Genomic DNA, 14,220 nt, shown 5'->3' on the forward strand with positions numbered 1-14,220 from the left:
GTGCCAACTTTTTCCCCGAGTCTCGAGAAGGCGCTGCACCAGGCACTGACCTTTGCAAATGAGCGTCACCACGAATATGCGACGCTTGAACATCTCCTTCTGGCGCTGATCGACGACGCGGATGCCGCCGCCGTGATGGGTGCCTGCAATGTCGATCTCGATGCGCTGCGCAAGACCGTCAGCGATTATGTCGACAATGAACTGACCAACCTCGTGACCGGTTACGACGAGGATTCCAAACCCACATCCGGCTTCCAGCGGGTCATCCAGCGGGCCGTTATTCATGTACAATCGTCCGGCCGCGAGGAAGTGACCGGCGCCAACGTGCTTGTGGCCATTTTCGCCGAGCGCGAAAGCCATGCCGCCTATTTCCTGCAGGAGCAGGAAATGACCCGTTACGACGCGGTCAATTACATCTCCCACGGCATTGGCAAGCGTCCTGGCACGTCGCAGACACGTGCGCCGCGTGGTGCCGATGAGCCCGAAAGCGACAACAAGGCAAGCCGCAGCAATCCCGAGGAAGAAGGCCCGTCCGCCAAAAAGCAGCAGGACGCGCTGAAGGCCTATTGCGTCAACCTCAACGACAAGGCACGCAACGGCAAGATCGACCCGCTGATCGGCCGCCATGAAGAGGTCAACCGTACCATCCAGATCCTCTGCCGCCGCTCCAAGAACAACCCGCTTTATGTGGGGGATCCGGGCGTGGGCAAGACAGCGATCGCCGAAGGCTTGGCCAAGCGCATCGTTGAAGGCAAGGTGCCGGAAGCGCTCGCCAACGACACCATCTTCTCGCTCGACATGGGAACGCTGCTTGCCGGCACCCGTTATCGTGGTGATTTCGAAGAACGTCTGAAGCAGGTCGTCAAGGAACTCGAAGAGTTTCCGGGCGCGGTGCTGTTCATCGACGAGATCCACACCGTCATCGGCGCTGGCGCCACTTCAGGTGGCGCGATGGATGCATCGAACCTGTTGAAGCCGGCGCTGTCTTCGGGCGCGATTCGCTGCATAGGTTCGACCACCTACAAGGAATATCGGCAGTTCTTCGAAAAGGACCGCGCACTGGTGCGTCGTTTCCAGAAAATCGACGTCAACGAGCCGTCGATCGATGACACTATCGCGATCATGAAGGGTCTGAAGCCCTATTTCGAGGATTATCATCACCTCAGATATTCCAATGAGGCGATCAAGGCTGCCGTGGAATTGTCGGCCCGTTATATTTCCGACCGCAAGCTGCCGGACAAGGCGATCGACGTGATCGACGAAACCGGTGCCGCGCAGATGCTGCTGCCCGCTTCCAAGCGCCGCAAGCTGATCACCGAAAAGGAGATCGAAGCCACCATCGCAACGATGGCCCGCATTCCTCCGAAGACGGTGTCCAAGGACGACGAGATGGTTCTCGCCAATCTCGAAAAGGAACTGCGCTCGGTCGTTTATGGTCAGGACATCGCCATCGAGGCGCTGGCAACGGCCATCAAGCTCGCCCGTGCCGGCCTGCGTGAACCGAACAAGCCGATCGGCTCCTACGTCTTCTCCGGCCCGACCGGCGTCGGCAAGACGGAAGTGGCCAAGCAGCTTGCCGCCTCGCTGGGCGTCGAGATGCTGCGCTTCGACATGTCGGAATATATGGAACGACATACCGTGTCGCGCCTGCTCGGCGCACCTCCCGGTTATGTCGGCTTCGATCAGGGCGGTCTCTTGACCGATGGCGTCGACCAGCATCCGCATTCCGTGGTGCTGCTGGACGAAATCGAAAAGGCGCATCCCGACATCTACAACATTCTGTTGCAGGTGATGGACCATGGCTCGCTGACCGACCATAACGGCAAGAAGATCGACTTCCGCAACGTCATCCTCATCATGACGACCAATGCGGGTGCGTCCGAAATGGCCAAGTCGGCCATCGGTTTCGGTTCTTCACGCCGCACCGGTGAGGATGAAGAGGCGATCAACCGCCTGTTCACGCCGGAATTCCGCAACCGTCTGGATGCGATCATTCCGTTCTCGCCGCTGCCGACTGCCGTCATCCACAAGGTCGTGCAGAAGTTCGTCATGCAGCTGGAAACCCAGCTGTCCGAACGCAATGTCACCTTCGATCTGCATGAGGATGCGATCTCCTGGCTGGCGGACAAGGGTTACGACGAAAAGATGGGTGCTCGCCCGCTGTCGCGCGTCATCCAGGAACACATCAAGAAGCCGCTCGCCAATGAAATCCTCTTCGGCAAGCTCAAGAAGGGTGGCGTCGTCAGCGTCACCGTTGGAAAGAAGGACGACGGTTCCGATGGCCTCATGCTCGAGGTTCTGCCGGAAACTGCGCCCGTAAAGCCGAAGCCGGAAGCGGAACTGAAGGCTGCAAAGTCGCCAGGCAAGGCGTCGAAGGCCAAGGCGAAACCCGCCTCGAAGGCGGCAACGGTCAATGAGGAGGCGGATGTTCTGGTCGCTGAGGCGGACAAGCCCGGCGAAGAGAACAAACCGCGCCGCAAGGCCAATACGGTGCCAAAGGTGCCGAAGAAGAAATGATGCGGTGACGCGACCGATAAACCGATGCCGGGCGAAAGCCCGGCATTTTCATGTGTAGTGGATCGTGAATGCAAACGGCCGATAGCAATACCATCCCCCTGCGTGGCTGGTTCTTCAGGGGAATGCGGGGCATATTCTCGCTGCCCTCGCTCATTCTCATGACATCCTTTGTCGGTTTCAGCGCCTTCGCGCTGGAATCCGGCGTGCCGCGCGGCGAAGCGGTGTTCATGACGCTGGTGATCTGGGCTCTGCCGGCCAAGATGATCCTGATCGGCTCCATGGTTGGCGGCGCTAATCTCGCCGCCTGTTTTCTGGCGGTCACGTTATCGTCGGTCCGGATGATGCCGATGGTCGCCTCCATCGTGCCGGAGATGCGCGGTGCGAAGACGCCGACATGGATATTGCTGTTTCTCTCGCATTTTGTCGCGATCACGGCCTGGGTTTTCGCCACGCAAAACCTCTCGAAAGTGCCGCGTGAGGCACGCGCCGCCTGGTTCGCTGGTTTCGGCATCACGCTTACCGTCATCAACGCCATCATTGTCGGCCTGTGTTATGGCGTCGTCGCCGCCTTTCCGCCGCTGGTCGCCGGCGTGCTGTTTTTCCTGACGCCGGTCTATTTCGTGGCATCGATCTGGGCGTCAGCCCGCCATTCCGTCGTCAAGGTCGCTTTTGTCATCGGTGTGATCGCCGGGCCGGCCTTTGCGGTTATCGCCCCCGAATTCGATATTCTCTATGCCGGCATCGGCGGAGGCACGCTTGCCTACATGATCGACCGCTTCGTCTTTCGTCGAAAGATCAAACCCGTGTCGCCGGAGAGTGAGCCATGATGACCGAAAACTGGTGGGCGCCCTATCTGTTCATTGCAATCGCCGGCTGGCTGGCGACCGATCTGTGGCGCTGGCTCGGCGTTCTCGCCGGCAACCGCCTGAAGGAAGATTCCGAGGCGCTTTATTGGGTGAGGGCGGTCGCTACCTCGCTGGTCATGGCCGTTACCGCCAAGCTGATCGTCTTTCCAACCGGAACGCTGGAAGCCACACCCATGTGGCTGCGCATCGGTGCGGCGGCCCTCGGTTTCATCGCATTCCTGCTGGCCGGCCAGCGTGTCATCGTCGGCGTGGCTGTCCCGATCGTGCTTCTGGCCGGCGGGCTTTTTGTACTCGATTTTTAATACACGCCTTATCCGAATATTAAGCCCATTGCCCTACTTTGCCGCTGACTGGAACCGGGGCGGCAATTCCATGCGACTATTTGCGGCAGAACGTTTTGTACTTGGCGTTATAGCCATATTATTCGTCATCGATGCGACATTGATCGCCGTCAAAGGCGTCAGCGTCGACTATGCCGGATATTTTTTGTGTGCGCTGGCGGGCTCGGGCGTTTTCGTCCTTGGTCAGTTCTATCGCAAAAGCGGGCGTGATCTTCGCATCGCCACTGCCCTGATTTCGAGCGGGTTATTCATCCTGTTTTCGCTCGTCGCCTCGGTTTTCAACTACATGTTTCTGCCGGTCGCCTTTCCGGTCATCGATCAGGCGCTTTTCCGCGTGGATGCGGCTTTTGGTTATAGCTGGCCGGATATCGTTATTTGGGCAGCCACATATCCCTGGATTGGCAAAACGCTGTTCATGGTTTACGCCACCTCCTTACCGCAACTCCTGCTGATCATCATCACACTGGGTTTCACCGGTAAGGACAGGATGCTGCACCATTTTCTCGTCACAGGCGTGATTGGCGCGATGGCCAGCATCACCTTCTGGATATTTTTCCCGACCTATGGTGCCAAAGCCTATCATGAGTTGCCGCAGTGGGTTGCCCAGACAATTCCATTGGCGGTCGACCCTGCTTACGGGCGTGAGTTGATGCGACTGGGTCAGGAAGGCGTAAGCTACCTCACACCCACAAACGTGCTGGGGCTGATTGGCTTTCCGTCATTCCACATCTTCATGGCGGCTATGTCCGTCTGGTTTGTGCCGCGTCACTGGCTGGCGATGGCGGTGATCCTGCCATTGAATTTCGTGATGCTACTGGCTGTTCTCGTTCAGGGCGGACATCATCTTGCCGATGTTTTCGGCGGTCTCATCGCTTTTGTCATCGTCTGCGCCGCCTCGGCCCGCCTGCTCAACTGGATGTCGGCAAGGGAGCGGACCCGTGAGACGATAACCGCTCCGGCTCAACTTGCCGCGGCAGAATAATTGCCACGGGTTTCGCTCTCGCGGGCTTCCGTGAGAAGCCAGTCGTATAGCAGCCGGGCTGATGCGCTCATCTCTTCGGCTTCTATCAGCCAATAGTATTTTTCCGTATCGGCCGCTCGGTCAAAAAGCACTGTCAATTGCCCCTCGGTGATCTCGTCGCGCAGAAGCGCAGTCGGGCACAGACCGATACCCTGACCGGCCTTCAGCGCGGTCACCAGCAGGTTGAAATCCGCAAAGATCGGCCCGGCGCTGTGTGGCAGGGGTAGGTGAGCTGTTGCCAGCCAGTCCCGCCATGCCGTCTCGCCGTCGTCATGGAGTAACTCCGCCTGACATAGGCTCGGTGCGTCATCAAAAGGGCCGGATTTTGCAATGTAAGCCGGTGCACATGTCGGGCGCGTCTCGGCGCTGAAGAGCGCCACGGCTTTCTGTGCAGGGGCGGCACCATGTATGATGCTGAGATCGGCCTCCACGGTGTGATCCCCTCCAGCATAGCTGATTGACACCTGTATGTCCGGATGCAAGGCCCGGAAGCGCGGCAGGCGGGGCGTCAGAAAATGCGCCACCACCGAGGGCAGGCTGGCAAGGCGCACAGTCATGCGATCGCGACCCCGGCGGATACGTTCTGCACCGGAGGCGATCTGCCGCAGACCGCCTAAAACTGTGATGCCGAATTCCCGGCCCGCCGGGGTAAGCCTCACGCCTCTTGCATGCCGGTCGAACAGAGCCACGCCAAGCCAGGCTTCCAGATTGCGCACATGCTGACTGACGGCGGTTGCCGTCATGCCAAGTTCCTGCGCGGCCAGAGAAAAGCTCTGTTTTCTGGCCGCGGATTCGAAAGCGCGGAGAGTGGCAAGCGGCGGCAGTTTCATGATTGATGAGGGTAAGTTACACTTGGGCTGAGCGCAAGAAAAACCTGCCTTGTCAGCCGGGCGTTCATGCCGCAATTTCACGTCGACATTTCATCGCTTCGAGGATTTCATGACCCCTGTGCCTGCCGCCGAACCCGTCGATGCCGCCGCGCGCCGCGCTATCCGTCCCGTCGTCGTTTATCCCAATGGTACGCTTGAGACGCCGGACCTTTCGCGTCTGGAAAAGGCAAAAGAGGGCATGGAGAAGATCGACGAAGTGATCGTACCGCCGCGCGACGGTCGTACTTTCAATGTGCCGAAGGGGCATTTTTTCCGCATCGTCAGCATCGAAGGTCCGCAGGTCGGGGATTTGAATCTGTGGAACGCCGATGACCTGAACGAGCGTTTTTTCAGCGGCAAGACCCGTGCCCTGCATGCCACCCATGTTTCCGTCGGCAACCGGCTGTGGAGCAACCTGCCGTCTCTTCGGCCCATGGCGACCATCACCCACGATACGCTGTCATGGTACGGCTGGGATGAGGATGGCGGCGGTGTGCATGACGTGATCGGCACCCGCTGCGATCCCTATACCCACAAGCTGCTGAGTGGTGGCGATTACCACCATTGTTGCCATTCGAACCTGACAAACGCGCTTGCTTCGGCGAGCGGCCTGTCATTCCGGGAGGCGGAACCGCATGTGCATGATGTACTGAACGTCTTCATGTGCACGGGCTTTACCCGCGACACACACCAATATTTCATGAAGGCGAGCCCCGTGCGACCGGGCGACTTTCTGGAACTCTTTGCGGAAATCGATCTCATCGGCGCGCTCTCCGCCTGCCCGGGTGGCGATTGTGGCTCCGCCCATTCCAGCGATGCGGCTGCGTGTTACCCGCTGAAGGTGGAGATATTCCGGCCGGATATGGCTGTGCTTGATGGCTGGCCGTGGCCGGAAAGGAATGCCTATCGCCCTGTGGAGTGATGGTAAACATCACTGTCGTCATGCCGGACCAGATCCGGCATCCAGCCACGGCGCGTCTACGCCGTGAAAGAACTCTTCCGCGATCAAGGACTTGATCGCACTGGACCCCGGATCAAGTCCGGGGTGACGGTATGCGGATGCCTCTGTTCCGCCAAACACGTAGGCGTCTCAGCACCCGTCACTAAGCGAGCGCCGCCTTTATCTTCTCCGCATGGGCCTTCAGCACCTCGCCATCGGCCATCACGCCGGAATGCGGCTTCAGCGGTTCGCCTTCCTTGCGCGGAATGACGTGAAAATGCAGGTGGAACACGGTCTGGCCAGCCGCCGGCTCGTTGAACTGGGCGATGAAGACGCCATCGGCATCGAAGGCTTCCTTGGCCGCCACGGCCAGTTTCTGCACCACGGGAATGGTTTTCGCCAGCACTTCAGGGTCGGCATCGAGCAGGTTGCGCGAACCGGTTTTCGGAACGACCAGCAAATGGCCGGGGGCCTGCGGCATCACATCCATGAAGGCCAGCGTATGCTCGTCCTCGTAAAGCTTGTGGCTCGGAATTTCGCCACGCAGGATTTTTGCGAAGATATTGTTGTCGTCATAGGTGCTGGCCGTCATCGTGATCTCTCCTCATGGCGGACTAAACGTCCGGTTCCTGTCTCTCGCCCTTGCGGAAGGGCGTGTGTTCATCAAGATAGTCGCCGATATGCTCGACCTCTTCGCGCTCGCGCTGAAGATAGTCGGCAATGGCGCGGCGCAGGCCCGGATGGACGATGAAATGTGCCGAATGGGTGGTGACCGGCACATAACCGCGCGCCAGCTTGTGTTCGCCCTGGGCGCCGGCTTCCACCCGTTTCAATCCCTTCGCCAGCGCGAAATCGATTGCCTGATGATAACAGACCTCGAAATGCAGAAAGGGATGGTCCTCGATGCAACCCCAGTGGCGGCCATAAAGCGCATCCGAGCCGATGAAGTTGATCGCACCGGCAATGTAACGCCCATCGCGTTTCGCCATCACCAGCAGCACATCGTCGGCCATACGCTCGCCGATCAGCGAATAAAACTCCCGCGTCAGATAGGGCCGGCCCCATTTGCGCCCGCCGGTATCGAGGTAAAAGGCGAAGAACTGGTCCCAGATATCCTCGGTCAGATCGCTTCCGGTCAGCCAGTCGATTTCGATGCCATTTTCCAGCGCTGCACGACGTTCCTTTTTCAGCCCTTTGCGCTTGCGCGAAGAAAGGGCGTCGAGAAAATCATCATGGTCGCGATAGCCGTTATTGATGAAATGGAATTGCTGGTCTGTCCTGTGCAGGAAATCACGGGGCAAAAGGGCTGACAGGTCGTCTTCGGGTAGAAACGTCACGTGTGCGGACGAAACGCCGATCTTTTCCGTCACCTGGGCAAGGCCGGAGGCCAGAAGCGGCTTGAAGCGCGTTTCGTCCACTGTTTCGGAAGTGAGCAGCCGCGGCCCGGTCGCCGGGGTGAAGGGAACCGAACATTGCAGTTTCGGATAATAATGGCCGCCGGCCCGCTCAAAAGCATCCGCCCAGCCATGGTCGAACACATATTCGCCCTTGCTATGGTTCTTCAGATAGGCCGGTATTGCCCCTACCAGATCACCGGACGCGTTTTCGAGCAGCAGATGGTTTCCAAGCCAGCCGGTCTTGGCCGTCGCCGATCCGGACGCTTCCATCGATGATAGAAATGCGTGGGAAATAAAAGGATTATACGGTTTTCCTGACGTGTCGCGAGAAGTTCCGGAAAGCCGTTTCCAGCTCTCCGGATCGATATCCCCCAGGGATTGCGCAACGCGAATGGAATAGTCTTCTGTCATGCCGTGGCGGAGGGGTTCTCTCTCGGGTCGAAACCTTCGAATGTCATCTGGTCCGCATATTTATAGGTAGTCTCGCGCGCATTTTCATCCCTGACTGTCCAGGTAATCACCGGAAGCCCGAGTTTTCTTTGCGCCTCGATGAAGCTGTTGGGCAGATGACCCCAATGATAGGAGATGAAATCAAGCCCAAGCTGCATCGCTTCGTCGTGTTTGAAGAAGTCTTCCGGCTTGTTGCCTTCGGCCGTCAGACCCAGCGGCCAGGGAGACCCCGCAGCTTTCAGGTCTTTCAGCAGATGATGGTCGAAACTCATCAGCGCCACATGGCCCTTGTAACCCTCGAGGTCTTCCAGAACCGCCTCGGCAAAACCGTCATCGACGCCTTCGCCCTGCCGGCCTTTCAGCTCGATCACCAGCGGCACCTTGCCGGCGCAGAGCGCCAGAAGCTGCTTCAGTGTCGGAACACGATCCTTCGTCTGGCCGATGGAAAGCATCGATAGTTCGCCGGAGGTGCGTTCGCGCACGTCGCCCTTGATGCCGGTCAGGCGCGCCATGTCGTCGTCGTGAAAGATCACCGGCACGCTGTCGGCCGCCAGCTGCACGTCGCATTCGATGGCAAACCCGGCCTCGATGGCGCGGGAAAAGGCCGATAGCGTGTTTTCCCAGACCGCCTTGTTGAGATCATGATAACCGCGATGGGCGACGGGCTGCGCCGTCAACCAGGAAAGTTTCAGTGTCATGCGTCGATTTCCACGATGGCGTCGATCTCGACGGCGGCATTGAAGGGCAGGCAGGCCATGCCAACGGCGGCGCGGGCATGCTTGCCGGCATCACCGAGAACATTGGCGAGAAGATTGGAGGCGCCGTTGATGACGAGGTGCTGTTCGACGAATTCCGGAACGGAGGCAACAAAGCCATTCAGCTTGATGACACGGCGGATTTTCGAGAGGTCGCCATTCAACGCGGCCTTGACCTGTGCGAGAATGTTGACGGCGCATAATTCGGCGGCGCGCTGGGCGCCTGGCACGTCTACATCGCGGCCAACCAGGCCGGTCACCGCAATCTTGCCAGATTCCATCGGCAGTTGACCCGATACATAAAGCAGATTGCCGCTGATGGTGAAGGGAACGTAGTTTGCGGCTGGTGCTGCGGCTACGGGAAGCGTAAAGCCAAGTTCCTTGAGGCGGCCTTCGATGACATCAGACATTTTCGTCTCCGGTTTTGTTGTAAATCCTTCAAGAATCCGGCATTCAGAAGATGTTGATCCAAAAGCCGGGCGGTTGCTTGTACAATATGAGCGGCTCTTCCAACAGGAGATATTGCATGTTTGTCAGGACGCTTGGTTTCGTTGCCGCAACAGGGCTTATGACCGGCCTGTCAAACGCCGCCAATGCCTTGCCGGTGGCGGTTCCGGACCTTGTCGCGCACCGCGCAGTCTATGATCTCGAACTCAAGGATGCGTCCGACCGCTCCGGCATCGAGGGCATGACCGGCCGCATGGTCTATGAATTCACCGGCTCGGCCTGTCAGGGTTACAAGACGGATTTCCGCTTCGTGACGCAGATCAACACCGGCGATGCGGTTCGCATGACGGACCAGCAGACCACCACCTTCGAGGATCTGGCCGCAAAGAAATTCACCTTCGAGACCAAGTCCTACACCGACGACAAGCTGGACAAGGAAGTGCAGGGGGCGGCAATCGACGGCACCGACGGCGTGAAGGTCGATTTGACGAGGCCTGATGCCCGTCAGGTCAGTCTTGTCGCCAGCGAGTTCCCGACGCAGCATATGTTTCAGGTCATCGAACATGCCAGGCAGGGAAAGCGCATCTTCGAATCGCGGATTTTCGACGGTTCCGATGATGGCGATGAGAGCCTGATCACCTCGACGCTGGTCGGCAAGTCACAGACCCCGAAGGATGGCGACGCGGACGCTGGCAAGGCCGGTGATTTCGCCAAGGCGGCATTCTGGCCGGTAACGATCGCCTATTATAACGACAAGACCGGCACCGACGCCCTGCCGATCTACCGCATGTCGTTCAAGCTTTACGAAAACGGAATCACCCGCGATCTGACGATGGATTACGGCGATTTCGTTCTGACGGGGAAGCTTGCGAAGCTTGATATTCTCAAGCCCGAAACCTGCGAAAGCAAGCCAGTCCGCTGAAACGCGGCTATTTGAGCGTTTTTTTCGCATAAATGCTTGCATTTTCATGCAGGCGACTGTATGCGGCTCACCATTCCACACGCGAAGCTTGGGATGTTCCGGGAGAAATCCGGTCCGTTCCGCCCGGTGGTATCGATGAAAATCGGTGCTGTTCGCTTCGCGGGGGTTAAACCGGAAAAGGAGTAACAAGGCATGGCATTGCCCGATTTTTCTATGCGCCAGCTTCTGGAAGCTGGTGTTCACTTCGGCCACCAGACGCACCGCTGGAACCCGAAGATGAAGCCGTACATCTTCGGCGACCGTAACAACATCCACATCATCGACCTGGCTCAGACCGTTCCGATGCTGTCGCGCGCCCTTCAGGTCGTGTCCGACACCGTTGCCCGTGGCGGCCGCGTTCTGTTCGTTGGCACCAAGCGCCAGGCGTCGGAAATCATCGCCGACAGCGCAAAGCGTTCGGCCCAGTATTACGTCAACTCCCGCTGGCTCGGCGGCATGATGACCAACTGGAAGACCATTTCGAACTCGATCCAGCGTCTGCGCAAGGTTGACGAAATCCTCAACTCGGAAGGCTCCGGCTATTCCAAGAAGGAACGCCTGAACCTTGAGCGCGAGCGCGAAAAGCTTGAAAAGGCTCTCGGCGGTATCCGCGATATGGGCGGCGTTCCGGACCTGATGTTCATCATCGACACCAACAAGGAAAAGATCGCGATCGAAGAAGCCAAGCGTCTTGGCATTCCGGTTGTTGCGATCATCGACAGCAACTGCGACCCGGATCACATCGACTACCCGATCCCCGGTAACGACGACGCATCGCGCGCCATCTCGCTTTATTGCGACCTGATCGCCCGCGCTGCCATCGACGGTATCGCACGTCAGCAGGGCGCTTCCGGCCGCGACATCGGCGCTGCTGAAGAAGCTCCGATCGAGCCCGCTCTCGAAGACGAGGCTGGCGCCTGATTTAGGCCCTGTCTGGCGGCGATTTCTTGATCGCCGTCTCCTCGACCAGGATATGACAAGGCCGTCAAAGACCTTCAATGGGTTGACGGCCTTGTTCGTTTCATACCGCTCCGTCTCGGTTTTTACGAAGCTGTCGGCGTCTGATGTGGTTGAAACGGAAAGCAGTCTTCATAACGCTGTCACACTTCGGCGGCACCCATCATTTCGATGTATGGAGACGCCGCAGCACTTGGGAATGCGCATACCCCTTTCCTGAAATCCTCTCCGGTTTCAAAGGGTGTGCGGCCGGGTACACTCATCACCCAGAAATTCGGCACGGCAAATTCAGCCGGCTGACCGATCGAACCGATAAGAGGCAAACAATGACCGAAATCACAGCCGCAATGGTGAAGGAACTGCGCGAGAAATCCGGCGCAGGCATGATGGACTGCAAGAAGGCTCTTGCTGAAACCAATGGCGACATGGAAGCGGCGATCGACTGGCTGCGCGCCAAGGGCATCGCAAAGGCCGACAAGAAGTCCGGCCGCACGGCTGCCGAAGGTCTGATCGGCGTCGCCACCATGGGTCACAAGGCTGTTGTTGTCGAACTCAACTCCGAGACCGACTTCGTTGCCCGTAACGACGCGTTCCAGGATCTCATCCGCGGTATCGCCCAGGTTGCCCTCACCACCGACGGCACCGTTGAGGCTGTTTCCGCCGCCAACTACCCGGCGACCGGCAAGAACGTTTCCGACAGCATCAAGGACGCCATCGCCACCATCGGTGAAAACATGACGCTGCGCCGTTCCGCAGCGCTTGAAGTTCCGCACGGCGTTGTCGCGACCTACGTCCACAACGCTGCCGGCGACGGCATCGGCAAGCTCGGCGTTCTCGTTGCCCTGAAGTCGGAAGGCGACAAGGCTGTCCTGAACTCGATCGGCCGTCAGGTTGCCATGCACATTGCTGCAACCAACCCGCTCGCCATCCGCGCTGAAGAAGTTGACGCCGCTGTTGCTGAACGCGAACGCAACGTCTTCATCGAGCAGGCCCGCGAATCCGGCAAGCCGGAAGCCATCATCGAAAAGATGGTTGATGGCCGCATGCGCAAGTTCTTCGAAGAGGTCGCCCTTCTGTCGCAGGCTTTCGTCATCAACCCCGACATCACTGTCGGTGCTGCCGTCAAGGAAGCTGAAAAGGAAGCTGGCGCTTCCATCGAAGTGACCGGCATGGTTCGTCTGCTGCTCGGCGAAGGCGTCGAGAAGGAAGAAAGCGATTTCGCAGCAGAAGTCGCCGCAGTCGCCAAGGGCTGATTATATTTACCCAATCTTGGGAAAACGGGAGGGCATCGCGTGACAACGCGGTGCCCTTCGTGTATCCGCGTTTCGGTTACATTTCCGAGGAGTCATGATGTCTTCCAAGCCGATCTACAAACGTGTTCTTCTCAAGGCTTCCGGTGAAGCCCTTATGGGTGATCAGGGTTTCGGTATCGATGTGGCGGTGGCTGACCGGATCGCCTCCGATATTGCCGAGGCAAGGGCGATGGGCGTTGAAGTCGGCGTCGTCGTCGGCGGCGGCAATATTTTCCGCGGCGTGGCCGTGGCATCCAAGGGTGGCGATCGCGTCACCGGCGACCATATGGGCATGCTGGCAACCGTCATCAATGCACTGGCGCTCGCAACCTCGCTGCGCAAGCTCAGCATCGACACCGTCGTTCTCTCCGCAATCGCCATGCCTGAAATCTGTGAGAGCTTCTCGCAGCGTGCTGCTCTTCACCATCTTGCGCAGGGTCGCGTGGTGATTTTTGCCGGCGGCACCGGCAACCCGTTCTTCACCACCGATTCCGCCGCGGCGCTGCGCGCTGCCGAAATGGGTGCAGAGGCGATCTTCAAGGGTACCCAGGTGGACGGCATCTATTCCGCCGATCCGAAGAAGGACCCGACTGCCACCCGTTTCGACGAGCTGACCCATAGCGAAGTGCTCGGCAAGGGCCTTGCGGTGATGGATATCGCGGCTGTGGCACTTGCCCGCGAAAACCATATCCCGATCATTGTCTTCTCGATCCACGAGAAGGGCGGTTTCGCACAGATATTGACCGGCGGCGGCCGCAAGACCATCGTGCACGACAAGTAATCAAAAAAACATGCCGCCCCCCGGGGCGAATTCCGGCCGCTATGGCCGACAGAGATGGAGTATCTAGATGAGTGGTATTGACCTCAACGATATCAAGCGCCGCATGGATGGCGCCATCAATGCGTTCAAGAGCGATATAGCATCGCTGCGCACCGGTCGTGCTTCGGCCAACATTCTCGACCCGGTGACCATCGAGGCCTATGGCTCGCGTGTGCCGCTCAACCAGGTGGCAAACATCACCGTTCCCGAGCCGCGCATGCTTGGCGTCAACATCTGGGACAAGTCGATGGTCAATGCCGTCGACCGCGCCATTCGCGAATCCAATCTCGGCCTGAACCCGATCGTCGACGGCCAGAACCTGCGAATTCCGCTGCCTGAACTCAACGAAGAGCGCCGCAAATCACTCGTCAAGGTGGCTCACGACTATGCCGAAAAAGCCAAGGTGGCGATTCGCCATGTGCGCCGCGACGGCATGGATGGCCTGAAAAAAGCCGAAAAGGACGGTGACATCGGTCAGGACGAAAGCCGCGGACAGTCCGAAAAGGTCCAGAAAATGACCGACGACACGATTTCCGAGATTGAACGCTTGCTTGGCGAGAAGGAAAGGGAAATCATGCAGGTCTAAT

15 protein-coding genes are annotated in these 14,220 nt (G+C 58.7%); 10 read left to right on the forward strand and 5 right to left on the reverse strand.

What is annotated here, in order from left to right:
- From clpA to EXN68_RS03805, 4 genes are all read left to right on the forward strand, one after another.
- Complete coding sequence (gene clpA / locus EXN68_RS03790; protein ID WP_142839679.1) at positions 1-2,517, forward strand: ATP-dependent Clp protease ATP-binding subunit ClpA; 2,517 nt, start codon at positions 1-3, stop codon at positions 2,515-2,517.
- Between the two features lie 68 nt (positions 2,518-2,585).
- Positions 2,586-3,344: an AzlC family ABC transporter permease gene (locus EXN68_RS03795; RefSeq protein WP_142839680.1), complete on the forward strand. Its 759-nt coding sequence runs from the start codon at positions 2,586-2,588 to the stop codon at positions 3,342-3,344.
- Complete coding sequence (locus tag EXN68_RS03800; protein WP_161991183.1) at positions 3,341-3,685, forward strand: AzlD domain-containing protein; 345 nt, start codon at positions 3,341-3,343, stop codon at positions 3,683-3,685. The genes EXN68_RS03795 and EXN68_RS03800 overlap by 4 nt, the downstream gene beginning before the upstream one ends.
- 70 nt (positions 3,686-3,755) lie before the next feature.
- Entirely contained in the window at positions 3,756-4,706 is a 951-nt protein-coding gene (locus EXN68_RS03805; protein ID WP_142839958.1) for a phosphatase PAP2 family protein, read from the forward strand.
- On the opposite strand, the gene EXN68_RS03810 is transcribed toward EXN68_RS03805, so the two are convergent.
- Positions 4,685-5,575 carry a LysR family transcriptional regulator gene (locus EXN68_RS03810; RefSeq protein WP_142839681.1) on the reverse strand — a complete coding sequence of 297 codons (891 nt, stop codon included), beginning with the start codon at positions 5,573-5,575 and terminating at the stop codon, positions 4,685-4,687. The genes EXN68_RS03805 and EXN68_RS03810 overlap by 22 nt on opposite strands.
- Positions 5,576-5,684: 109 nt before the next feature.
- Here EXN68_RS03810 and EXN68_RS03815 point away from each other — a divergent pair, with 109 nt between their 5' ends.
- Entirely contained in the window at positions 5,685-6,536 is an 852-nt protein-coding gene (locus EXN68_RS03815; protein WP_142839682.1) for an urea carboxylase-associated family protein, read from the forward strand.
- 181 nt (positions 6,537-6,717) lie between these two features.
- Here EXN68_RS03815 and EXN68_RS03820 read toward each other — a convergent pair whose 3' ends face one another.
- The 4 genes from EXN68_RS03820 to EXN68_RS03835 are packed head-to-tail and all read right to left on the reverse strand — an operon-like array spanning position 6,718 to position 9,566.
- Positions 6,718-7,146 (reverse strand): HIT family protein, encoded by a 429-nt coding sequence (locus EXN68_RS03820; protein ID WP_142839683.1) that lies wholly within the window; start codon positions 7,144-7,146, stop codon positions 6,718-6,720.
- Positions 7,147-7,168: 22 nt separating this feature from the next.
- Positions 7,169-8,362: a GNAT family N-acetyltransferase gene (locus tag EXN68_RS03825; protein WP_142839684.1), complete on the reverse strand. Its 1,194-nt coding sequence runs from the start codon at positions 8,360-8,362 to the stop codon at positions 7,169-7,171.
- A complete protein-coding gene (locus EXN68_RS03830; protein ID WP_161991184.1) occupies positions 8,359-9,099 on the reverse strand; it encodes a glycerophosphodiester phosphodiesterase in 741 nt (246 codons plus the stop codon). The genes EXN68_RS03825 and EXN68_RS03830 overlap by 4 nt, the downstream gene beginning before the upstream one ends.
- Positions 9,096-9,566, reverse strand: coding sequence for a RidA family protein (locus EXN68_RS03835; RefSeq protein WP_065115506.1), 471 nt, complete (start codon positions 9,564-9,566; stop codon positions 9,096-9,098). Before EXN68_RS03835 ends, EXN68_RS03830 begins: the two co-directional genes overlap by 4 nt.
- A 116-nt stretch (positions 9,567-9,682) precedes the next feature.
- Between EXN68_RS03835 and EXN68_RS03840 the strand changes: the two genes are divergently transcribed.
- From EXN68_RS03840 to frr, 5 genes are all read left to right on the forward strand, one after another.
- Positions 9,683-10,525 carry a cell envelope integrity EipB family protein gene (locus tag EXN68_RS03840; RefSeq protein ID WP_142839685.1) on the forward strand — a complete coding sequence of 281 codons (843 nt, stop codon included), beginning with the start codon at positions 9,683-9,685 and terminating at the stop codon, positions 10,523-10,525.
- Positions 10,526-10,717: 192 nt separating this feature from the next.
- Positions 10,718-11,485 (forward strand): 30S ribosomal protein S2, encoded by a 768-nt coding sequence (gene rpsB / locus EXN68_RS03845; RefSeq protein ID WP_046800236.1) that lies wholly within the window; start codon positions 10,718-10,720, stop codon positions 11,483-11,485.
- Positions 11,486-11,847: 362 nt separating this feature from the next.
- The gene (tsf, locus tag EXN68_RS03850; protein WP_142839686.1) at positions 11,848-12,774 is read left to right on the forward strand and encodes a translation elongation factor Ts; all 927 of its coding nucleotides are present in this window, start codon (positions 11,848-11,850) and stop codon (positions 12,772-12,774) included.
- Between the two features lie 97 nt (positions 12,775-12,871).
- Positions 12,872-13,594, forward strand: a complete 723-nt coding sequence (gene pyrH / locus EXN68_RS03855; protein WP_003502561.1) for a UMP kinase — start codon at positions 12,872-12,874, stop codon at positions 13,592-13,594.
- Positions 13,595-13,661: 67 nt separating this feature from the next.
- Positions 13,662-14,219: a ribosome recycling factor gene (gene frr / locus EXN68_RS03860; protein WP_046800234.1), complete on the forward strand. Its 558-nt coding sequence runs from the start codon at positions 13,662-13,664 to the stop codon at positions 14,217-14,219.
- Position 14,220 lies beyond the last annotated feature (1 nt).

The sequence above is a fragment of the Martinezella rhizogenes genome (assembly GCF_007002745.1).
In the GTDB taxonomy this organism is placed as follows: domain Bacteria; phylum Pseudomonadota; class Alphaproteobacteria; order Rhizobiales; family Rhizobiaceae; genus Agrobacterium; species Agrobacterium cucumeris.

What these genes read in the sequence shown, in the direction of transcription:
- tsf (WP_142839686.1), top strand. Translation starts at nt 11,848, where the DNA reads ATGACCGAAATCACAGCCGCAATGGTGAAGGAACTGCGCGAGAAATCC.
- EXN68_RS03835 (WP_065115506.1), bottom strand. Translation starts at nt 9,566, where the DNA reads ATGTCTGATGTCATCGAAGGCCGCCTCAAGGAACTTGGCTTTACGCTT.
- EXN68_RS03815 (WP_142839682.1), top strand. Translation starts at nt 5,685, where the DNA reads ATGACCCCTGTGCCTGCCGCCGAACCCGTCGATGCCGCCGCGCGCCGC.
- EXN68_RS03825 (WP_142839684.1), bottom strand. Translation starts at nt 8,362, where the DNA reads ATGACAGAAGACTATTCCATTCGCGTTGCGCAATCCCTGGGGGATATC.
- rpsB (WP_046800236.1), top strand. Translation starts at nt 10,718, where the DNA reads ATGGCATTGCCCGATTTTTCTATGCGCCAGCTTCTGGAAGCTGGTGTT.
- EXN68_RS03840 (WP_142839685.1), top strand. Translation starts at nt 9,683, where the DNA reads ATGTTTGTCAGGACGCTTGGTTTCGTTGCCGCAACAGGGCTTATGACC.
- pyrH (WP_003502561.1), top strand. Translation starts at nt 12,872, where the DNA reads ATGTCTTCCAAGCCGATCTACAAACGTGTTCTTCTCAAGGCTTCCGGT.
- EXN68_RS03830 (WP_161991184.1), bottom strand. Translation starts at nt 9,099, where the DNA reads ATGACACTGAAACTTTCCTGGTTGACGGCGCAGCCCGTCGCCCATCGC.
- EXN68_RS03795 (WP_142839680.1), top strand. Translation starts at nt 2,586, where the DNA reads ATGCAAACGGCCGATAGCAATACCATCCCCCTGCGTGGCTGGTTCTTC.
- EXN68_RS03820 (WP_142839683.1), bottom strand. Translation starts at nt 7,146, where the DNA reads ATGACGGCCAGCACCTATGACGACAACAATATCTTCGCAAAAATCCTG.
- EXN68_RS03810 (WP_142839681.1), bottom strand. Translation starts at nt 5,575, where the DNA reads ATGAAACTGCCGCCGCTTGCCACTCTCCGCGCTTTCGAATCCGCGGCC.
- EXN68_RS03800 (WP_161991183.1), top strand. Translation starts at nt 3,341, where the DNA reads ATGATGACCGAAAACTGGTGGGCGCCCTATCTGTTCATTGCAATCGCC.
- EXN68_RS03805 (WP_142839958.1), top strand. Translation starts at nt 3,756, where the DNA reads ATGCGACTATTTGCGGCAGAACGTTTTGTACTTGGCGTTATAGCCATA.
- frr (WP_046800234.1), top strand. Translation starts at nt 13,662, where the DNA reads ATGAGTGGTATTGACCTCAACGATATCAAGCGCCGCATGGATGGCGCC.